The 18,784-nt window shown below is 71.8% G+C and carries 17 protein-coding genes; 9 read left to right on the top strand and 8 right to left on the bottom strand.

Annotated elements, in window-relative coordinates:
- The first annotated feature begins 23 nt into the window (after positions 1 to 23).
- The 3 genes from ABIC63_RS15585 (at position 24) to ABIC63_RS15575 (ending at position 5,139) form a co-directional block, all read left to right on the top strand.
- Positions 24 to 3,314, top strand: coding sequence for a carboxyl transferase domain-containing protein (locus ABIC63_RS15585; RefSeq protein WP_354320419.1), 3,291 nt, complete (start codon positions 24 to 26; stop codon positions 3,312 to 3,314).
- Positions 3,315 to 3,435: 121 nt separating this feature from the next.
- Positions 3,436 to 4,617, top strand: a complete 1,182-nt coding sequence (locus ABIC63_RS15580) for an SGNH/GDSL hydrolase family protein (protein ID WP_354320418.1) — start codon at positions 3,436 to 3,438, stop codon at positions 4,615 to 4,617.
- Between the two features lie 135 nt (positions 4,618 to 4,752).
- The gene (locus ABIC63_RS15575) at positions 4,753 to 5,139 is read left to right on the top strand and encodes a YXWGXW repeat-containing protein (protein ID WP_017757069.1); all 387 of its coding nucleotides are present in this window, start codon (positions 4,753 to 4,755) and stop codon (positions 5,137 to 5,139) included.
- Between the two features lie 141 nt (positions 5,140 to 5,280).
- Here the strand turns inward: ABIC63_RS15575 and ABIC63_RS15570 are convergent, their stop codons facing one another.
- From ABIC63_RS15570 to ABIC63_RS15550, 5 genes are all read right to left on the bottom strand, one after another.
- On the bottom strand, positions 5,281 to 6,009 hold the full coding sequence (locus tag ABIC63_RS15570; RefSeq protein WP_114801418.1) for an LrgB family protein: 729 nt from the start codon (positions 6,007 to 6,009) through the stop codon (positions 5,281 to 5,283).
- Positions 6,009 to 6,365, bottom strand: a complete 357-nt coding sequence (locus ABIC63_RS15565; protein ID WP_017757071.1) for a CidA/LrgA family protein — start codon at positions 6,363 to 6,365, stop codon at positions 6,009 to 6,011. Before ABIC63_RS15565 ends, ABIC63_RS15570 begins: the two co-directional genes overlap by 1 nt.
- Positions 6,365 to 7,867 (bottom strand): FAD-linked oxidase C-terminal domain-containing protein, encoded by a 1,503-nt coding sequence (locus ABIC63_RS15560; protein ID WP_354320417.1) that lies wholly within the window; start codon positions 7,865 to 7,867, stop codon positions 6,365 to 6,367. The genes ABIC63_RS15565 and ABIC63_RS15560 overlap by 1 nt, the downstream gene beginning before the upstream one ends.
- Positions 7,868 to 7,889: 22 nt before the next feature.
- The gene (purU, locus tag ABIC63_RS15555; RefSeq protein ID WP_354320416.1) at positions 7,890 to 8,735 is read right to left on the bottom strand and encodes a formyltetrahydrofolate deformylase; all 846 of its coding nucleotides are present in this window, start codon (positions 8,733 to 8,735) and stop codon (positions 7,890 to 7,892) included.
- Positions 8,736 to 8,802: 67 nt separating this feature from the next.
- Positions 8,803 to 9,609 carry an IclR family transcriptional regulator gene (locus ABIC63_RS15550; protein ID WP_354320415.1) on the bottom strand — a complete coding sequence of 269 codons (807 nt, stop codon included), beginning with the start codon at positions 9,607 to 9,609 and terminating at the stop codon, positions 8,803 to 8,805.
- A 96-nt stretch (positions 9,610 to 9,705) separates the two neighbouring features.
- Here ABIC63_RS15550 and ABIC63_RS15545 point away from each other — a divergent pair, with 96 nt between their 5' ends.
- The 3 genes from ABIC63_RS15545 (at position 9,706) to ABIC63_RS15535 (ending at position 13,124) form a co-directional block, all read left to right on the top strand.
- Positions 9,706 to 10,743, top strand: a complete 1,038-nt coding sequence (locus ABIC63_RS15545) for a Bug family tripartite tricarboxylate transporter substrate binding protein (protein ID WP_354320414.1) — start codon at positions 9,706 to 9,708, stop codon at positions 10,741 to 10,743.
- Between the two features lie 73 nt (positions 10,744 to 10,816).
- Complete coding sequence (locus ABIC63_RS15540; RefSeq protein ID WP_354320413.1) at positions 10,817 to 12,328, top strand: class I adenylate-forming enzyme family protein; 1,512 nt, start codon at positions 10,817 to 10,819, stop codon at positions 12,326 to 12,328.
- A gap of 19 nt (positions 12,329 to 12,347) precedes the next feature.
- A complete protein-coding gene (locus ABIC63_RS15535; RefSeq protein ID WP_354320412.1) occupies positions 12,348 to 13,124 on the top strand; it encodes a citryl-CoA lyase in 777 nt (258 codons plus the stop codon).
- Between the two features lie 18 nt (positions 13,125 to 13,142).
- Here the strand turns inward: ABIC63_RS15535 and ABIC63_RS15530 are convergent, their stop codons facing one another.
- Positions 13,143 to 13,997: a ChaN family lipoprotein gene (locus ABIC63_RS15530; protein WP_354320411.1), complete on the bottom strand. Its 855-nt coding sequence runs from the start codon at positions 13,995 to 13,997 to the stop codon at positions 13,143 to 13,145.
- Between the two features lie 85 nt (positions 13,998 to 14,082).
- Between ABIC63_RS15530 and ABIC63_RS15525 the strand changes: the two genes are divergently transcribed.
- A complete protein-coding gene (locus ABIC63_RS15525) occupies positions 14,083 to 15,171 on the top strand; it encodes an AbrB family transcriptional regulator (RefSeq protein ID WP_354320410.1) in 1,089 nt (362 codons plus the stop codon).
- Positions 15,172 to 15,263: 92 nt separating this feature from the next.
- Here ABIC63_RS15525 and ABIC63_RS15520 read toward each other — a convergent pair whose 3' ends face one another.
- Both ABIC63_RS15520 and ABIC63_RS15515 read right to left on the bottom strand, forming a co-directional pair.
- Positions 15,264 to 15,539, bottom strand: coding sequence for a BTH_I0359 family protein (locus ABIC63_RS15520; protein WP_076507731.1), 276 nt, complete (start codon positions 15,537 to 15,539; stop codon positions 15,264 to 15,266).
- A 176-nt stretch (positions 15,540 to 15,715) separates the two neighbouring features.
- Positions 15,716 to 16,909 carry a DUF3108 domain-containing protein gene (locus tag ABIC63_RS15515; protein WP_354320409.1) on the bottom strand — a complete coding sequence of 398 codons (1,194 nt, stop codon included), beginning with the start codon at positions 16,907 to 16,909 and terminating at the stop codon, positions 15,716 to 15,718.
- A gap of 180 nt (positions 16,910 to 17,089) precedes the next feature.
- Between ABIC63_RS15515 and ABIC63_RS15510 the strand changes: the two genes are divergently transcribed.
- Together ABIC63_RS15510 and ABIC63_RS15505 are read left to right on the top strand one after the other, a co-directional pair.
- The gene (locus ABIC63_RS15510) at positions 17,090 to 18,148 is read left to right on the top strand and encodes a fumarylacetoacetate hydrolase family protein (RefSeq protein ID WP_354320408.1); all 1,059 of its coding nucleotides are present in this window, start codon (positions 17,090 to 17,092) and stop codon (positions 18,146 to 18,148) included.
- A 90-nt stretch (positions 18,149 to 18,238) separates the two neighbouring features.
- Positions 18,239 to 18,763: a TspO/MBR family protein gene (locus ABIC63_RS15505; protein WP_294368101.1), complete on the top strand. Its 525-nt coding sequence runs from the start codon at positions 18,239 to 18,241 to the stop codon at positions 18,761 to 18,763.
- The last annotated feature ends 21 nt before the right edge of the window (positions 18,764 to 18,784 follow it).

Here is an 18,784-nt window from a genome sequence, read left to right as displayed (position 1 = left end):
TCACCCCTTCTGAGGTCCTCCCCGTGTTCAAGAAAGTTCTGATCGCCAACCGCGGCGAGATCGCCGTGCGTCTGGTGCGCGCCCTGCAGGACCTGGGCATCGCCAGCGTGGCCGTGCATGCGCAGGACGATGCACAGGCCCTGCATGCGCAGCTGGCCGATGTCGCCGTGCCACTGGCGGCCACCGGGCCATCCGCCTATCTCGACATCGACGCGCTTCTGGCCATCGCCCACGCGCAGGGCTGCGATGCGGTGCATCCCGGCTATGGCTTCCTGAGCGAGCGGGCCGACTTCGCGCAGGCCTGTGCGAAGGCCGGGCTGGTCTTCATCGGGCCGACGCCGGAGCAGCTGGCGCTGTTCGGCGACAAGGCGCGCGCCCGCGCCCTGGCCCAGCAATGCGATGTGCCGGTCATGCCGGGCAGTGCCGGCGCGGTCACACTGCAGGAAGCCCAGACCTTCTTCGCCGAGCAGGCGAAGGACGGCGCGGGCGTGATGATCAAGGCCATCGGCGGTGGCGGCGGCCGGGGCATGCGCGCCGTGCTGCGTGCGGAGGACGTGGCCGACGCCCATGCCCGTTGCGTCTCCGAGGCCCGCGCGGCCTTCGGTGTGGACGGCGTGTACGTCGAGCGCCTGATGCCACGCGCACGCCACATCGAGATCCAGGTGCTGGGCGACGGTGAATCGGTCGCCAGCCTGGGCGAGCGCGAATGCACCCTGCAGCGCCGCTTCCAGAAGCTGGTGGAGATCGCGCCCAGCCCGACCTTGTCCGAGCCCCTGCGTGCCGCCCTCACACAGGCGGCGCTGCGCATGGCGCAGGCCGTGGGCTACCTGGGCCTGGGCACCTTCGAGTTTCTGGTGGACGAGGGCTCGGCCATGCTGCCCTGGGTCTTCATCGAGGCCAACCCGCGTCTGCAGGTGGAGCACACGGTGACCGAGGCCGTCACCGGGCTCGACCTGGTGCAACTGCAACTGGCCGTGCTGGCCGGTCAGCGGCTGGGCACGCTCGGCATCGACACCGGGCGCACCGCCGCGCAGCAGGGCTACGCCATCCAGTGGCGCATCAATGCCGAGACGCTGGATGCCCAGGGCAACGCCCGCCCGTCGGCTGGGCGGCTGGCGCGCTTCGACCTGCCCTCGGGCCCCGGCGTGCGGGTGGACACCCACGGCTATGCCGGTCTGGCGCCCTCGCCGCACTACGACACGCTGCTGGCCAAGCTGATCGTCGCCAGCCGCAGCCGCGACTTTGCCGACGTGCGGCGGCGCAGCCTGCGCGCGCTGGCCGAATGCCGCATCGAGGGCATGGCCACCAACCTGCCGCTGTTGCGCGCCATCGGCGATCGGCCGGAGTTCGGACAGCAGGACGTGCACACGCGCTTCGTCGAGGCGCACCTGGGCGAGCTGCTGACGGCGGCCGAGGCGATGGCGGTCGCGCCTGTGCCGTCCGCTGAGAAGACCGTCGCCGGGACCCAGGACGAGCCGGACGATGGCTTCGTCCACATCCGCGCCCCCATGCCCGCCCGACTGGTGCAGTTCGACGTGGCCATCGGCGACGTGGTGCCGGCCGGCGCGCAGCTTGGCGTGCTGGAGGCCATGAAGATGGAGCACCTGCTGCACGCCGCCGAGCCCGGCCGCGTGGTCGCACTGCTGGCCGCTGCCGGCGACTATCTGGCGGAGGGACAGCCGCTGGTGCGGCTGGAGCCCGTCGACGCCCAGCAGGCCGGCGAGCAGCAGGGCGCTGCCGTCGACCCTGGCCACATCCGCCCCGACCTGCAGCGTGTGATCGACCGCCATGCGCCCACGCTGGACGCCAACCGCCCGCAGGCCGTCGCCAAGCGCCATGCGCAGGGTGGGCGCACTGCGCGCGAGAACATCGCCGACCTGTGCGCGCTGGACGCGGATCCGGGCAATTTCATCGAATACGGCCAGCTCGCCATCGCCGCGCAGACCCGCCGCCGCAGCCTGGAGGACCTGGTCGCCAACACGCCGGCCGATGGCATGGTGACGGGCATCGGCAGCGTCAATGCCGAGCTCTTCGGCGCCGAGGCCTCGCGCTGCGTGGTCATGGCCTACGACTACACCGTGCTGGCCGGCACCCAGGGCATGCGCAACCACCACAAGAAGGACCGCATGCTGGCGCTGGCGCACCAGCTCAAGCTGCCGGTGGTGCTGTTCGCCGAAGGCGGCGGCGGCCGGCCGGGCGACGTGGACATGCCCATCGTCGCCGGCCTCAACAACCACACCTTCAGCCAGTACGCCGCGCTCTCGGGCGTGGTGCCGGTGGTGGGCATCGCCCACGGCCGCTGCTTTGCGGGCAATGCGGCGCTGCTGGGCTGCAGCGACGTGATCATCGCCACCAAGAACAGCAACATCGGCATGAGCGGCCCCGCCATGATCGAAGGCGGCGGCCTGGGTCGCTTCGCGCCCGAGCAGATCGGGCCCAGCGCGGTGCAGTCGCGCAACGGCGTGATCGACATCCTGGTGGAGGACGAAGCCGAGGCCACGGCCGCGGCGCGGCAGTACCTGTCGTACTTCCAGGGCCGCACGGCGACATGGGAAGCCGGCGACGCGCGCCTGCTGCGCCAGGCCGTGCCCGAGAACCGGCTGCGCGTGTACGACGTGCGTGCCGTCATGCGCGGCCTGGTGGACACCGGCTCGCTGCTGGAACTGCGCGCCGGCTTCGGCGCCGGCATGGTGACGGCGCTGGCCCGCATCGAGGGGCGCCCTGTGGGCGTGCTGGCCAACAACCCGCGCCACCTGGGCGGCGCCATCGACGTCGAAGCGGCCGACAAGGCCGCGCGCTTCATGCAGCTGTGCAATGCCCATGGCCTGCCGCTGGTGGCGCTGTGCGACACGCCGGGCTTCATGGTGGGGCCGGACGTCGAGGCCCAGGCCCAGGTGCGGCATGTGTCCCGGATGTTCATGGTGGCCTCGCACCTGCGCGTGCCCTACTTCACCGTGGTGCTGCGCAAGGGCTACGGCCTGGGGGCGCAGGCCATGGCGGCGGGCGGCTTCGATGCGCCGGTGTTCACCGTCGCGTGGCCCACGGGCGAGTTCGGCGCCATGGGCCTGGAAGGCGCCGTGCGCCTGGGCTTTCGCAAGGAGCTGGAAGCGGTGCCCGAAGGCGCCGAACGCGATGCGCTCTTCAAGCAACTGGTCGACCGGCAGTACGCCGACGGCCAGGCCGTCAACATGGCGCAGACGCTGGAGATCGACGCCGTGATCGATCCGGCGGACACCCGCGCCTGGCTGGTGCGCGGCCTGGCCTCGGCCGGTCGGGTGCAGGAGTCGCCCAAGCCCTACGTCGACACGTGGTGAGCCCTGGCAGGCGCGACGCCGCGCCTGCGCCTATCGTGCGGGGCTCTTCACTGCGGCTTGCACGATGTTCCTCTTCCGTTGTCGGGGCCTTGCTGCCGCGCTCGTCCTTGGTCTGGCCGCAATGGGTGCGCATGCCGCGCCGGGCTGGACCGCCGCCTGGGCGGCCGCGCCCCAGAATTTCGACGCCCTGCCGCAGTTGCCCGGCGTACCGGCTGCACCCAAGTGGATGGTGCAGGGCACCGTGCGCCAGCAACTCACCGTGGCGCTGGACGGCAAGCAGGTGCGGGTACGCTTCTCCAACCGCTTCGGCCAAAGGCCACTGCGCATCGCGGCTGCCACCGTCGCCCTGGGCACCGGGGGCGGCAACCTGTCGCCCGGCACGCGGCAGCCCCTCGCGATTGGCGGCCGCGCCGCATTCGAGGTGCCAGCCGGGCAGGAGCGCTGGACGGACGGCGCGGACCTGGCGGTGCGCGCTGGACAAATCCTGGTGGTGAGCTTTGCGCTGGCCGAGTCCGTGCCCGCCACCGTGGTGCATCGCCTGCCGCCGGATGGGGCCTGGCTGGCGTCCGGCAACCAGACCGACGCGGCGCAACTGAAGGACGTCCAGCGCAAGCCGTGGAACCTGTTCGTCACCGGCCTCGACGTCACGCCGCCCACGCCGGCGAATGTCCTTGTGGCTTTCGGCGACTCGATCACCGAGGGCTCCGGCGCGGAAAGTGGTGCCGACGCGGCCCGCTATCCGCAGCGCCTGGGTGTGCGGTTGCAGGGTGTCGCCGGGCACACGCCCGTCGCCGTGATCAACGCCGGCATCGGTGGCAACCGCCTGCTGGCGGATTTCACCGGGCCCAGCGGCATTTCGCGATTCGACGCCGACGTCCTGCGGCAGAGCGGGGCGACGCATGTCCTGGTGCTCATCGGCATCAACGACATCGGTTTCGGCACCTTCCAGGGCAAGCTGCTGCCGGGCTTCAACCCGCCCACCGCGCAGGCGCTCACAGACGGGCTCCAGCAATTGGTCGACCGTGCCCGCGGGCGCGGCCTGAAGGTGCTGCTGGGCACACTGCTGCCTTTCGAGGGCTCGGGCTACTGGAGCGAGGCGAACGAGGCGAAGCGCGAGGCGGTCAACCGCTGGATCCGCGGCCGGCAGGACGTGGCCGTCGTCGACTTCGACGCCGCATTGCGCGACCCGGCCGATGGGCGCCGGCTTGCCGCGCGCTACGACAGCGGCGATCACCTGCATCCCAACGCGGCAGGCACGGCGGCCATGGCGCAGGTGGCCGACGTGCCGCTGCTGCGGGAATGAGGGGCCGAGCCGTGCGGCCTTCGCGCTGCCTTTCGCGCGGGATACAGCTTCACACAAGCATTTGCCTTGCGCTGACGCGCCGTTGACACCCGCGGCGCACCATCGAGGCTCCAACACTTCATGAGGAAGCAACCCATGAAAAAGAGCATCACCGCCGTCGCCCTCTCCCTGGGCACCGCCACCCTTCTTTCGCTGGGCGCCATCGCCGTCCCGGCTTCCGCCCAGGCCCAGCCGGTCATCAATGTGCAGATCGGCCAGCCCCCCCCGCCGCCCCGCGCCGAGCGCATGCCCCCGCCGCGTCGCGGCTTCGTGTGGGCGCCTGGGCACTGGGAAGCCCGTCGCGGCCAGTACGTCTGGGCGCCGGGCCACTGGGTCAAGGCGCGTCCGGGCTACGCCTATCGCGCGCCGGAGTGGCGTGAGCGCGGTGGCCGCTGGGAATACAACCGGGGCCGTTGGGACCGCGACGGCGACGGCGTGCCGAATCGCCACGACCGCCGGCCGAACAACCCGAATCGGTATTGACGACACCCCCATGCCGCTTCGCGGCTCCCCCTCCCTGGCGCCTTCGGCTCGGAGGGGGCGCACCCGGAGGCCTGGCGAAGCCAGTTCCTCGGGTGCACTTGCGTCGCCTGCTCCGCGGCGCTTCGATCTGTGGGTAGTGCGTCAACCCAAGAGCCGGAAGATCAGCGGCATGAGCAGGGCAGCCAGCACCACCTGCAGGCCCAGCGCCAGCCCGGCATAGGCACCCGCGTCGGCGTTCACCTGCAGGGCCCGCGCGGCGCCGATGCCGTGCGCGGCGGTGCCCAGCGCAAAGCCGCGGGCGGTCCAGCCCGAGCCGGCTGCAGGCACGCGCAGAAGATCAAACAGGTACTTGCCGGTCAGCGCGCCCACCATGCCCGTCAGCACGGCAAAGACCGCGGAGAGCGCCGGCACGCCGCCGATTTTCTCGGCGATGCCCATGGCCACGGGCGCCGTCACCGACTTGGGCGCCATCGACAGCACCACATCCTTGGGCAGGCCGAAGAGCCACGCCAGCAGCACGGCCGATGCGCCCGCGGCGCCGCCGCCCAGCAGCGCGGCCAGCAGCAGGCGAGGACCGCGCGCGCGCAGTTCGGCCCGGCGTTCCCACAAGGGCCAGGCCAACGCCACCACGGCGGGGCCGAGCAGGAAGTGGATGAACTGCGCCCCCGAAAAATAGGTCGGGTACTTCACCCCGGTCGCCGTCAGCAGCAGCGCCAGCACCACCACCGACCACAGCACCGGATTGGCCCAGGGCGCACCCTGCATGCGGCCATAGAAGGCCTGCGCCAGCAGGTAGACGACCAGCGTGGCCGTCAGGCCGAACAGCGGCGTGGCCGAGAGGTAGACCCAGAGTTCGACGAAGTGGGGCATCAGCGCTTCTCCTGTTCTTCCTTCGGGCGGCCGGCATGCAGCACCAGTGCGGTGACCGCCAAGCCGATCCAGGTGGAAAGGGCGACGACCAGCAGGATGCGCAGCCCATAGTCCGCGAACAGGCCCAGGTGCGTCATCACGCCCACGCCCACCGGCACGAAGAGCAGCGACAGGTGCGACAGCAAAAACTGCGCGCACACGGCCACTGCCTCGCGGATGGCGGCCACGCGCAGCGCCGGCAGCAGCATCAAGAGGCCCAGCACGGGGCCGGGCAGCGGCAGATGAAGGCCGCGAGAGATCAGCTCGCCCAGCGACTGGAAGACCAGCAGCCAGGCCAGGCCGCGCAAGCCCTGCATCAGAACCGCGGCAGCTCGGGATGCGGCAGCCGCCCGCCGCGCACCACCTGCTTGCCGTATTCGGCGCAGCGCGCCAGCGTCGGGATAACCTTGCCGGGGTTGAGCAGGCCGGCAGGGTCGAAGGCGGCCTTCACCGCGAACATCTGCGCGTTCTCCTCGGCGGTGAACTGCACGCACATGCTGCTGAGCTTTTCCACGCCCACGCCATGCTCGCCCGAGACGGTGCCGCCCATGGCGACGCTGGTCTCCAGGATGTCGGCGCCGAACAGCTCGCAGCGGTGCAGCTCGTCGGGGTCGTTGGCATCGAACAGCACCAGCGGATGCAGGTTGCCGTCGCCGGCGTGGAAGACGTTGCAGCAGCGCAGGCCGTACTTCTTCTCCATCTCCGCGATGGCGAGCAGGATGTCGGCCAGGCGCTTGCGCGGGATGGTCGAGTCCAGGCACATGTAGTCCGGGCTGATGCGGCCCGAGGCGGGGAAGGCGTTCTTGCGGCCGCTCCAGAAGCGCAGCCGCTCTTCCTCGCTCTGGCTCACGGCGATGGCCGTGGCGCCGCAGCCGCGCAGCACTTCGCTCATGCGGCCGATCTCCTCATCGACCTCCTCGGGCGTGCCGTCGGATTCGCACAGCAGGATGGCCGCGGCCGTGAGGTCGTAGCCGGCATGCACGAAGTCCTCGACGGCGGCCGTCATGGGCTTGTCCATCATCTCCAGACCTGCCGGGATGATGCCGGCGGCGATCACCGCCGCCACGGCGTCACCGGCCTTCTGCACATCGTCGAAGCTGGCCATGATGCAGCGTGCGAGCTGCGGCTTGGGCACGAGCTTGACGGTGACTTCAAGGGTGACAGCCAGCATGCCTTCGCTGCCCACGACCAGCGGCAGCAGGTCCAGGCCCGGCGCGTCCAGCGCCTCGCCGCCGAACTCCACCTGCTCGCCATCGGCCAGGAAGCCGCGCACCCGCAGCACGTTGTGCAGCGTCAGGCCGTACTTGAGGCAGTGCACGCCGCCGGAGTTCTCGGCCACGTTGCCGCCGATGGTGCAGGCGATCTGGCTGGAGGGGTCGGGCGCGTAATACAGGCCGTAGGGCGCGGCGGCCTCGCTGATGGCCAGGTTGCGCACGCCGCACTGCACGGTGGCTGTGCGGGCGACAGGGTCGACCTTCAGGATCTGGTTGAAGCGGGCGAGCGACAGCGTCACGCCCTCGCCGTGCGGCATCGCGCCGCCCGAGAGGCCCGTGCCCGCGCCGCGCGCCACCACCGGCACGCCCAGGCCATGGCAGGTGCGCAGCACCGCCTGCACCTGGGCCTCGGTCTCGGGCAGGGCCACCACCAGCGGGCGCTGGCGGTAGGCGGTGAGGCCATCGCATTCGTAGGGCGTGGTGTCCTCGTCCTGCCACAGCAGGGCATGCGCGGGCAGCAGGGCGCCCAGGGCCCGCACCACCTGGGCCTGTCGTTCCGCGCGCTGGAAGTTCGATTGCCGGGCGGAGGTGGTGGGAGCGTTCATGGCGGGGTCGCGAGGAGGAGGGCTAACGGAAGATCACCGTGCGGTGGCCGTTGAGCAGCACGCGGTGCTCGCTGTGCCACTTGACGGCGCGGGCCAGCACCAGGCTTTCGGTGTCGCGGCCGCGGGCCGTGAGGTCCTCGACGGTGTCGGTGTGGTCGGCGCGGGCCACGTCCTGCTCGATGATGGGGCCTTCGTCCAGGTCGGCCGTCACGTAGTGGGCGGTGGCGCCGATCAGCTTCACGCCGCGGTCGTGCGCCTGGTAGTAGGGCTTGGCGCCCTTGAAGCTGGGCAGGAAGCTGTGGTGGATGTTGATGGCCCGGCCGGCCAGCCGGCCGCACATCTCGTTCGACAGGATCTGCATGTAGCGCGCCAGCACCACCAGGTCCGCGCCCTCGGCCTCGATGATCTCCAGCTGCTTCGCCTCGGCCTGGGCCTTGGTGGCGGCGGTCACCGGGATGTGGTGGAAGGGCACGTTGTAGCTGGCGGCCAGCTGGTAGAAGTCGCGGTGGTTGCTGATGATGGCGCGGATGTCCACCGGCAGCAGGCCGCTCTTCCAGCGGAACAGCAGGTCGTTGAGGCAGTGGCCTTCCTTGCTGACCAGCAGCACGGTCTTCATCGGCTGCTGGGCCGGGTGCAGCTTCCAGGCCATGCCGAAGCCGTCGGCCAGCGAGGCCAGCTGACTGCGCAGCTCGGCCTCCGGCACGCCCTCGCAGGCGAAGCGCACGCGCATGAAGAACAGGCCCGTGCCATGGTCGTTGTACTGGGCGGCCTCTTCGATGTTGCCGCCCCGCTCCATCAGGAAGCCCGAGACGGCATGCACGATGCCGCGGCGGTCCGGGCAGGAAAGGGTCAGGATGTACGCGCTCATGAGGGGGCGGATTGTCGCAGCGCCGGCAGCGGGGCGTCGGCGGGCGCAGCGGCGCGGTCGGCGGGGCTCAGAGCTCGCCCGGCGAGAGCGCCGCCAGCGCGGCCCGGCAGTTGCGGGCGATGAGTTCCTGCCGCTGGCGCGGCATGCGCTCCAGCGTGGAGGCGACGCTGATGCCCGCCACCGCCTCGCCGCGCGCGTTGCGCACCGCCATGCCCACGGCCAGCACGTTGCGCGTGGCATGGTTGCCGATGACCGACCAGCCGCGCTCGCGCGTGGCCCGCACAAGGATCCGCAGACGTTCGGGCGTCATGCCGCCGTAGCGCGGCAGCTGCGCGGCGTTGGCGGCGATCACCTCGTCCACCTGCGCATCGGGCAGGGCGGCCAGCAGCGCCAGCCCGGCCGCGCCCACGCCCAGCGGCTGGCGCGTGCCCACCTGGATCACCAGCACCTGCACCGGGTGCGTGCCCACCTGCCGCGCGATGCAGTGCGAGGCCGCACCCTCGCGCACGATGGCGAAGGCCGCATCGCCGCAGGCGCGGCTCACGCGTTCGAGCACCGGCTGCAACTGCACCGCCATGTTGGGCTGCCGGGCCGCAGGCTGCATCGCGCCCCAGCGCGGGCCCGGCACGTAGAGGAAGCGGCCGCGTTGCGCCACATGGCCGCCTTCCTTGAGCGTGGCGAGCAGCCGGTAGACCGGCGCCCGCTCCAGGCCGGTGGCGCGGCACAGGTCGACCACGCGCAGGCCCTCGGGCCGGGCCATCACGGCGTCCAGGATCTGCAGGCCGCGGCGCAGGGTGCGGCTGCCGGGGTCTTCCGTGGCCTCGGCGGGATCGTCCGGCTGCCGGACGTTTTCGTTCGTGTTTCGGGAGGCCATCTCCAAGAATCCGCCCATCCAAAAGCCTGCAGTGTGCCGCGCATCGCGCGCTGCGCCGACGGGCTCCGGCATTCGAACATCACGGAGACACCGACCATGCCTGCATCCTCGCCCCGTCCCTCGCCCTGGCCCGCCCTGCGCCCGCAACGCGCCGGCCGCCGCCTGTTCACCTTGGCCGCCCTGGCCGCTGCCGTGGTGCTCGGCAGCGCGACGGCGCCAGCCGCCGCCCAGCCGGAGGCCTGGCCCACCAAGCCGATCCGGCTCGTCGTCGGCTATGCCGCCGGTGGCGCCACCGACGTCGTTGCGCGCCTGGTGGCCGTGAAGATGAGCGAGCAGCTGGGCCAGCCCATGCTGGTGGACAACCGCGCGGGGGCCAACAGCAACCTCGGCGCCGAGATCGTGGCCCGCGCCGCGCCCGACGGCTACACGCTCTACGTCTACACCATCGCCAACACCATCAATGCCTCGCTCTATCCCAGGCTGGGCTACGACCCGGTGAAGGACTTCGAGCTGGCGGGCCTGATGGCCAAGATCCCCAACATCCTGGTGGTCAATCCCAAGCTGCCGATCCGCTCGGTGGCCGACTATGTGCGTCACGCCAAGGCGTCGAAGGAGGGCCTCACCTTCGCCTCGTCTGGCGCCGGCTCGTCCATCCACCTGTCGGGCGAGATGTTCAAGATGCAGTCGGGCCTCAACATGCTGCATGTGCCCTACAAGGGCAGCGCGCCCGCCATCACCGACCTGATGGGCGGCCAGGTCGACTCGATGTTCGACAACGCGCCCTCGTCGCTGCCGCATGTGCAGGCCGGCAAGTTGCGCGCCATTGCGGTCACCAGCGCCCAGCGCCTGCCGCAGCTGCCCGACGTGCCCACGCTGGCGGAGTCGGGCTACGCCGGCTTCGACGTGCAGTCCTGGTTCGCCCTGGCCGCGCCGGCCGGCACGCCGCGGCCGGTGATCGACCGCCTCAACGCCGCCCTGGCCAAGGTGCTGGCCGCGCCCGATGTGCGCCAGCGGCTGCAGGACCTGGCGGCCACGCCCGCCGGCGGCACGCCGGAGCAGGCGCGCGCCTTCGCCGCGGCCGAGATCCAGCGCTGGCGCGAGGTCGTCAAGGCCTCGGGCGCCAGCGCCCAGTAAGCGCAGGCGTGGCGCGCGCATCCCGCCGCCGCGCCCTGCATCACGCCCGAGCGGGCCGTTTTCCTTCCTGACCATGTACCCCATCGACTTCTTCTGGCGGGCCGCCCAGCGCTGGCCTGCGCGCACCGCCATCGACGCGCCCGAGGGCCTCGTGCGCTACGACGCGCTGGCCGCCCGCGTCGCCGCCCTGGCGGCCGGCCTGATGGCGCTGGATCCGGCGCCCCAGAGCCGCGTGGGCCTCTGCGCCGCCAACAGCACGGATCACATCGCCGCGCTGCTGGCCGTGCTGGCCTGCGGCAAGGTGTGGGTGCCGCTCAACCCAAAGAGCACGCGGCCGGAGATCCGCCGCATCGTCGATGCCACCAAGCCCTCCATCCTGGTGCTGGACGAGGCCCATGCCGACCTGCTGGACGGCGCGCCGGGTGCCCGCGTGCTGACGGGCGATGCGGTGCCACCCGCCCGCGCCACCACGCTGCAGGCGCTGGAACAGGCCCATGCGGGCGCGCTGCCGCCGCGCCTGGCGCTGCCCGGCGACGCCACGCAGGCCATCAAGTTCACCGGCGGCACCACCGGTCTGCCCAAGGGCGTGATGCAGCCCTACCGCGCGTGGATGGCCACCATCGCCAACCAGATCCATGCCTGGGGCTTCGACGAGCACGAGCGGTACGTGGTGGCGGCGCCCATCACCCATGGCACCTCGACCTACCTGCTGCCCATCCTGGCGCAGGGCGGCTGCCATGTGCTGCTGGCGGGCGCCGGCGCCGAGGCCGTGCGCACCGCCTTCCGCGAGCGCGGCGGCACCGCCTGCTTCATGCCGCCCACGCTGGTCTACATGCTGATGGCGCTGCCGGAGGCGAGCCGCGACGACTTTCCCCAGCTGCGCCGTCTGATCTACGGCGGCGCCCCGATGCCGCCCGAGAAGATCCGCCAGGTGCGCGACTTCTTCGGCCCGGTGCTGGGCACCACCTACGGCCAGACCGAGGCGCCGCAGATCCTCACCGTGATGCGGCCCGAGGACTTCGACGACCCGCGCAACTGGCCCGCCGTCGGTCGCACCACCTGGTTCAGCGACGTGGCCATCATGGCGCCCGACGGCCGCCTGCTGCCGCCCGGCGAGGTGGGCGAGGTGGTGGCCCGCGGCGACCTGCTGATGACCGGCTACTGGCGCCTGCCCGACAAGACCGACGAGACGCTGGTGGACGGCTGGCTGCACACCGGTGACCGCGGCCTGATCGACGAGCGCGGCTACCTCTTCCTGAAGGACCGGCTCAAGGACATGGTCATCACCGGCGGCTTCAACGTCTACCCGGTGGACGTGGAGAACGCCCTGGGCCAGCACCCGGCGGTGCACGAATGCGCCGTGTTCGGCCTGCCCGACGACAAGTGGGGCGAGACGGTGCAGGCCGCGGTCCAGCTGCGCCCCGGCGCCGATGTGGGCGAGGCCGAGCTGATCGCCTTCGTGCGCGAGCGCCTGGGGCCGGTGCAGACGCCCAAGCGCATCCACTTCCATGCCAGCCTGCCGCGCTCGCCGGTGGGCAAGGTGCTCAAGACCGCCGTGCGCGACGCCGCCCTGGCCGCCAACTGACCCCTCCACGGAGACACCGATGACCGACAAGAACGCCACCCCCGTCACCCGCCTGTGCACCCACACCCTCACCAGCCTGCACTACCGCGACGCGGACCTGGTGCAGGACCTGATGGGCCAGAAGACCTTCACCGAGGTGATGCTGATGCAGATCCTCGGCCGCACGCCGCGCCCGGTGGACATGCGCATCACCGACGTGGTGCTGATCGTGCTGATGGAGCACGGCCTCACGCCCAGCGCCATCGCCACGCGGCTGATCTACATGAGCGCGCCCGAGAACCTGCAGGGCGCCGTCAGCGCCGGCCTGCTGGCTGTGGGCAGCTCCTTCGTGGGCACCATGGAGAACTGCTCGCGCCTGCTCGACCGCATCATGGCGGCCGAGGATCCGCAGGCCGAAGCCGACGCGATCGCCCAGCACCACAGGGCGCAGAAGAGCGCCGTACCCGGCTTCGGCCACCACCTGCACAAGCCGGTGGACCCGCGCGCCTACAAGCTGCTGGAACTCGGCCGTGCCGAGCCCGAGCTGGCCGGCCGCCACATCCGCGCGCTGGAGATGCTCTCGGCCGCCGTCGACGCCGCCGCGGGCCGGCCCATCACCATCAACGCCACGGGCGCAGTGGCTGCACTGCTGGGCGAGATCGGCGTGCCCACGGGCGTGATGCGCGGCTTCGCCGTCATCTCCCGCGCGGCCGGGCTGGTGGCGCACATCGTCGAGGAGCAGCAGAGCCCCTCGGGCCGCTTCATCTGGGACACGGTGGAGCACGCCATTCCCTATGTGGGCGAGGGCGGGCGCTGAGCGGCCCCGGCGCCGCCCTCAGGGTCTGGCCGGCGCGGCGGGCTTGCGCAGCTCGGCGCAATAGTCTTTGGGCGGCATGGCGGATGTGGCCCAGAGTGCGTCGAAGCGCTGGCGGTCGGCACCCGCGCCGCCTGCGGCCATGCGCACGCTGCGCACCTTCAGGTCGGTCGGCAGGTGCTGGGGCACGCCCAGCGCCGGGTCGGCATGGCCGGCGCCGGTGATCAGCAGCACCACCCGGCTGGGCGCCGCCGCCTGCGTGGCCTGCGCCACAGTGCGCGCCATCTCGCGGTCGCGGGCGACCTGGATCCGCGTCATGGGCTGCAGTTGGGATTCGGGCAGCAGGCCGCAGTGGCCCTCGCGCACCGCGGCCACCTGGGCCTGCCAGGCGGGCGGCGGCAGCTGGGCGTCGAGCGAGACGTCGGCCATGGCGTCCTTCATGCGGGCGCGGGGCAGGTTGGCGCCGAGCACCGGCACGCCGGCGCCCACGGCGGCCATCACCACCGGGCCGTAGGCAGACCAGGGCCAGGCGCGGTCGTTCCAGGCCAGGGCGGCGCGGGCTTGCGCCTCGGTGGCGGTCGTCGGAAGCGCGGCGGTGCTGCGGCCGCTGTCGGCCATCTCCAGCGCGACGGCCGCCAGACGCTGGCGGGCGGCGAGCTGCCGCACCGTCTCACGCTCCAGCGCATGGTGGGCGTCGGCATCGTGCTGCTCGCCAAGGATCAGCACCTGCGCGGGCAGCAGTGCGTCCAGGCGGCGGGAGAGCGGGGCGTCGGGGGCATCCGCCGCGGAACCGGCCAGGCCCGCGCAGCCCGTGGCGAGCAGGGCCGCCATCGACAGAGCCGCACAGCGGCAAAGCAGGGGCAGGGGAGACAGCATGCCGCGGATACTAGGTGCACCGTCGGCGGCCTGCCTGTCCGTGCGATTCGCTTTCTTTCCGCTTCATTCCAGTCCCTCGCCTCCCGTGCCGTCCTCCGCTGCCGCTGCTTGGCGCCCCCCTCCCTATGTGTTGCGCGTGCTGGGCACGCTGCTGCTGGCCCTGGCGGCCGCCGGTCTGTGCCTTCTTCTGCACACCCCGTTGCCCTGGATGATCGGGCCCATCCTGGCCGTGTCCTTTGCCTCGATGGCCGGCCTGCCCACCGCCAGCTGGGCGCCGCTGCGCAACGGCGGGCAGTGGACCATCGGCGCGGCTCTGGGCCTGTACTTCACGCCCGAGGTGACGGCGCTGGTGGCCAGCCTGTGGTGGGCCATCGTGCTGGCCATCGCCTGGGCGCTGGCGCTCGGCACCGTCTTCGGGCTCTGCCTGGACCGGGTTCACGCGCGCCACATGCCCCAGCTGCCGCCGCGCACGCTGAGAGCCACCACTTACTTTGCGGGTGCCATCGGTGGCGCGTCGGAGATGACGCTGCTGTCCGAACGGGCGGGTGCGCGCACCGATCTGGTGGCCGCCGCCCACAGCCTGCGGCTGGTGATCGTGACGGTCAGCATTCCCTTCGGCCTGCAATGGGCGGGTCTGCACGGGCTGGACAGCGTGCCTGCCGCCCTGCGCGAGGTGCGCTGGGGCGGCTTCGCGCTGATGGCGGGGGCCACGGCCGCGGGTGCCTGGCTGATGCGGCGGCTGGGGCGGGCCAATCCGTGGTTCCTGGGCCCGCTGCTGGTCACCGCGGGCATCTCGATGAACGGCGTGACACCCTCGGCCGTGCCGCAGTGGCTGTCGAATGCGGCGCAGCTGGTGATCGCCGTGAGCCTGGGTGTGCGCTTCTCGCGGGAGTTCGTGCACACCGCGCCGCGCTGGCTGGCCTCCGTAGCCGCCGGCACCCTGGCCATGATCGGCGCCTGTGCCCTCTTTGCCGAGGTGCTGGCCTGGGCCACCGGCCTGCGCTGGACCACGCTGCTGCTGGGCACTTCGCCGGGCGGCATCGCCGAGATGTCGATCACGGCCAAGGTGCTGCAGCTGGGGGTGCCGGTGGTGACGGCCTTCCAGGTCTGCCGGCTGGTGGCTGTGCTGCTGTTGACGGGGCCGCTGTTCGAGCGGATCTACGCACGGCGTTGAGGCCGGCGCTGCAAAAGCAAAAGGCCCGCGATGCGGGCCTTTGTCATGCTGGCGCTGCCGGCTTCGGCCGGCAGAACCTGGAGTTGCGCATCTCAGTGCATCAGCACCGGGTTCTGTGCCAGCTCGGCATAGCCTTCGAGCGTGTCTTCCACCTCTTCCTGGGTGGGGGTGTTTTCCTGCCAGGCGGCGATCTGCTGCTGGAACAGCTCGGCCCAGGAGCCGTCGAGGTAGACCTCCTTGCCGGAGCGCTTGTCCACGATCTCGAAGCCGTCGCGCGACAGCATCGGATGGCTGCCGGCGGGGCGGCTGCCTTCCTCCGGCTGCACGTGGACGACGACAAAGCTGTCGGAGTCGTAAAGCATGTGCATGGCTGGGTGCTTCAGAGAGTCGATGAGGGACATGGTCATGTATTTAGCAATCAATGCGCCAGATTCAAGAGCTGCCGATCTCGTGTGGGCCAATGCGCCGCCCTAATGTACGCGGCGCATCGCGGGGCCGTCCGCAAAGGGTCTCCCGCGGGGCGCCGCTGTTGCGGCGGCGCATCTCACTGGGCCTTGTCGGCGCTGCGCAACTGCAGGTCGGCGAAGTCGCCGTTGGCCTCGGTCTGGCGGATGCGCACCGGCAGCCAGCCGAGGTCGGCCGCGAGCCAGACCTCGATCTTCTGGTCGTACTCGCGCCGCGGCAGGCGAACCAGGCGGCGGGCCAGGTGCTCACCGGAGGGCGTGGCGACGGTCTCGTCGCCTTCGACGCGGAAGGTCCACACATCGGCATCGCGCGGCCCCGCCACCTGCAGGCTGATCGTGCGGCCGGACGTGTAGCACGCCGGGTCGCCGCCCACCAGCGCCGTCAGCTGCATCAGGATGCTCAGGCGGTCCTGCGCGCCCGGCTGCAGCGGCACGCGCGTGTTGGCGCTGCTGAAGACGATCTCGCCCGTGTCGCGCACGAAATGCGTGGCCACCTCGCTGCGGCGGCGGTCCGAGAAGCGCTCCGGCGCGATGCCTTGCGGGCCGATGCGGCCCTCGCTGGTCTGCGCCCGGATGGTGCGGAACAGCACCTTGAGCGAAAGCCGCGCGTTGTAGCGGTCACCGTCCTGCAGCCAGGTGAGTTCGCCGAACACGCCCGACATGGGCTGCATGCCCTGCTGGCCGGTGGCGTCGAAGTCGAGCTTCACCGAGCCCGGCAGCTGCAGCGGCACGGTGGCGCCGGCCGTGGGCGTGCCGGCTGTCGGGCCCGAGGGAGCGTCGCCACTGCCGCCGGTGCCATCGCCGCCGCCCGGCCCGAGCAGTCCGCCGCGTTGCGATCCGCCGCCGTTGTCGGTGTCGGCCGACACCACCTCGGCGGGCGCGGACGCCGCGGCCTGCGGGGCGGGCGCCGAGGGGGCCGGCTCCGGCGCGGTGGCCACCTCGACGGCGGGCAGGGTGGGCGCTGGCGGTTCAGGCTCGGCCAGCGGGCGCGGCGCCGCCACCGGCGCGGGCCGGTGAACGGGGTGCCGGGGCGCCGCATGCGGCGCGGCGCGTGCAGGCGCAGCCGCGGCCGCTGCCGGTGCGGGGGGAGCGATCACCACCTCGCGCGTGCTGAAGCTGTGGGCCAGCGGCAGGGGCGGCGGCTCGCTGCCCAGCGGCAGCAGGCCCAGCAGCAGCACGTGCGCGAGCGCCACCGCCGCGGCCAGCAGGGCCAGTGCGCGCCAAGGCCTGCGGCGGGGGGCGGGGAGGTCGGTGGAAGAGGCGCTCGGCGTCATCGGCGGCTTCGGCGGAACAGCGGCTGGCTACACTGCCCCGTCCTGGGGGATGGCCCTCGCCGATCGCGCAGCCCGTGGGCAGAAGGCACACGGCGCGGCGATGGGAAACGGCATCCCGATGAGTTTAGTCAGCGCGTGCGGCCCACCTCCGGCCGCGTGCCGCATCCCCTTCACGCCTCCATGAAACTCGCCACCCTCAAGGACGGCTCGCGCGACGGCCAGCTGGTCGTGGTCTCGCGCGACCTGACGCAGGCCCACTACGCCACCGGCATCGCCCACCGCCTGCAGCAGGTGCTGGACGACTGGGGCTTCATGAGCCCGCAGCTGCAGGACCTGTACGACCTGCTCAACAGCGGCCGGGCGCGGCATGCCTTTCCCTTCGATCCGGCCCAGTGCATGGCGCCGCTGCCACGCGCCTACCAGTGGGCCGATGGCTCGGCCTACGTGAACCATGTGGAACTCGTGCGCCGCGCCCGGGGGGCCGAGATGCCGGCCAGCCTGCGCAGCGACCCGTTGATGTACCAGGGCGCCAGCGACGACCTGCTGGGTCCCTGCGACGACATCGTGGTGCCCAGCGAGGCCATGGGCATCGACTTCGAGGGCGAGGTGGCGGTCATCACCGGAGATGTGCGCATGGGCGCCTCGCCCGAGCAGGCGCTGGATGGTGTGCGCCTGCTCATGCTGGCCAACGACGTCTCGCTGCGCAACCTGATCCCGGCCGAGCTGGCCAAGGGCTTCGGCTTCGTGCAGGGCAAGCCCGCCACCGCCTTCAGCCCCGTGGCCGTGACGCCCGACGAACTGGGCGAGGCCTGGCGCGAGGGCCGGGTTCACCTCACGCTGCAGGTGGCCTGGAACGGCCGCACCGTGGGCCTGTGCGAGGCCGGCCCGGACATGCATTTCCACTTCGGCCAGTTGATCTCGCATCTGGCGGCCACCCGCCGCGTGCGCGCCGGCAGCATCGTCGGCAGCGGCACGGTCAGCAACCCGGGCGTGGAAGACGCGGCGGGCCGGCTCGACTGGCCGCGCGGCTATGCCTGCATCGCCGAGAAGCGCTGCATGGAGACGCTGCAGGACGGCGCCCCGCGCACCGGCTTCATGCAGTTCGGCGATACGGTGCGCATCGAGATGAAGGGCCTGGACGGCCGCTCTGTCTTCGGCGCCATCGATCAGGAGGTCGTGCCGCCCGGCGGCCGGCCACGCGCCGAGGCGCAGCCCGCCGGGGGCGACGGCGGCGACTGATCCGGCGCGGCGGCGCTGGCGTAAGGAGAGGGCGGCGTCCCACCCGCCGGTGGCGGATGTCGCGCCAGCATTGCCCCGGAGGTCCTGCCCATGAATGCTCCTTCTCTTTCGATGAACCCGCCTGCCTCGTCCCGCGCCCGCCAGGTGCTGGGCCTGGTCGGCTGGCTGCTGCTGTGTTTTGCGGCGGCCGGTGTGGGCGGACTGGCCTCGGCCAACGCGGCCGGCTTCTACGGGGAACTCATACGGCCCGACTGGGCGCCGCCGGCCTGGCTCTTCGGCCCGGTGTGGAGCGCGCTCTACACGCTGATGGCGATCTCGGCCTGGCTGGTCTGGCGCCGCGGCGGCTGGGCGGCTGCGCCGGGCGCGCTCGGCTTGTTCGTGGTCCAACTCGCGGTCAATGCTTCGTGGAGCTGGTTCTTCTTCGTGTGGCACCTGGGCGCCGCATCGCTGGCGGTGCAGGTCGTGCTGGTGCTGCTGGTACTGGCGACGCTGGTCGCCTTCTGGCGGCGCTCGGCGCTGGCCGGTGCGCTGCTGCTGCCCTATGTCGCGTGGCTGGGCTTTGCCGGCGTGTTGATGACCGTGATCTGGCAGCTCAATCCGGCGCAGCTGGGTTGATCGCAGGCGCCCGATGGCGCA

The sequence above is a fragment of the Pseudacidovorax sp. 1753 genome (genome assembly GCF_040544975.1).
Classification (GTDB): Bacteria; Pseudomonadota; Gammaproteobacteria; order Burkholderiales; family Burkholderiaceae_C; genus Xenophilus.
The sequence above is the reverse complement of the archived record's forward strand: the minus strand, read 5'-3'. Positions and strand labels throughout refer to the sequence as shown.

What these genes read in the sequence shown, in the direction of transcription:
- ABIC63_RS15580 (WP_354320418.1), top strand. Translation starts at nt 3,436, where the DNA reads ATGGGTGCGCATGCCGCGCCGGGCTGGACCGCCGCCTGGGCGGCCGCG.
- ABIC63_RS15540 (WP_354320413.1), top strand. Translation starts at nt 10,817, where the DNA reads ATGTACCCCATCGACTTCTTCTGGCGGGCCGCCCAGCGCTGGCCTGCG.
- ABIC63_RS15565 (WP_017757071.1), bottom strand. Translation starts at nt 6,365, where the DNA reads ATGCAGGGCTTGCGCGGCCTGGCCTGGCTGCTGGTCTTCCAGTCGCTG.
- ABIC63_RS15550 (WP_354320415.1), bottom strand. Translation starts at nt 9,609, where the DNA reads ATGGCCTCCCGAAACACGAACGAAAACGTCCGGCAGCCGGACGATCCC.
- ABIC63_RS15570 (WP_114801418.1), bottom strand. Translation starts at nt 6,009, where the DNA reads ATGCCCCACTTCGTCGAACTCTGGGTCTACCTCTCGGCCACGCCGCTG.
- ABIC63_RS15575 (WP_017757069.1), top strand. Translation starts at nt 4,753, where the DNA reads ATGAAAAAGAGCATCACCGCCGTCGCCCTCTCCCTGGGCACCGCCACC.
- ABIC63_RS15505 (WP_294368101.1), top strand. Translation starts at nt 18,239, where the DNA reads ATGAATGCTCCTTCTCTTTCGATGAACCCGCCTGCCTCGTCCCGCGCC.
- ABIC63_RS15515 (WP_354320409.1), bottom strand. Translation starts at nt 16,909, where the DNA reads ATGACGCCGAGCGCCTCTTCCACCGACCTCCCCGCCCCCCGCCGCAGG.
- ABIC63_RS15535 (WP_354320412.1), top strand. Translation starts at nt 12,348, where the DNA reads ATGACCGACAAGAACGCCACCCCCGTCACCCGCCTGTGCACCCACACC.
- ABIC63_RS15530 (WP_354320411.1), bottom strand. Translation starts at nt 13,997, where the DNA reads ATGCTGTCTCCCCTGCCCCTGCTTTGCCGCTGTGCGGCTCTGTCGATG.
- ABIC63_RS15545 (WP_354320414.1), top strand. Translation starts at nt 9,706, where the DNA reads ATGCCTGCATCCTCGCCCCGTCCCTCGCCCTGGCCCGCCCTGCGCCCG.
- ABIC63_RS15520 (WP_076507731.1), bottom strand. Translation starts at nt 15,539, where the DNA reads ATGCACATGCTTTACGACTCCGACAGCTTTGTCGTCGTCCACGTGCAG.
- ABIC63_RS15510 (WP_354320408.1), top strand. Translation starts at nt 17,090, where the DNA reads ATGAAACTCGCCACCCTCAAGGACGGCTCGCGCGACGGCCAGCTGGTC.
- ABIC63_RS15560 (WP_354320417.1), bottom strand. Translation starts at nt 7,867, where the DNA reads ATGAACGCTCCCACCACCTCCGCCCGGCAATCGAACTTCCAGCGCGCG.
- purU (WP_354320416.1), bottom strand. Translation starts at nt 8,735, where the DNA reads ATGAGCGCGTACATCCTGACCCTTTCCTGCCCGGACCGCCGCGGCATC.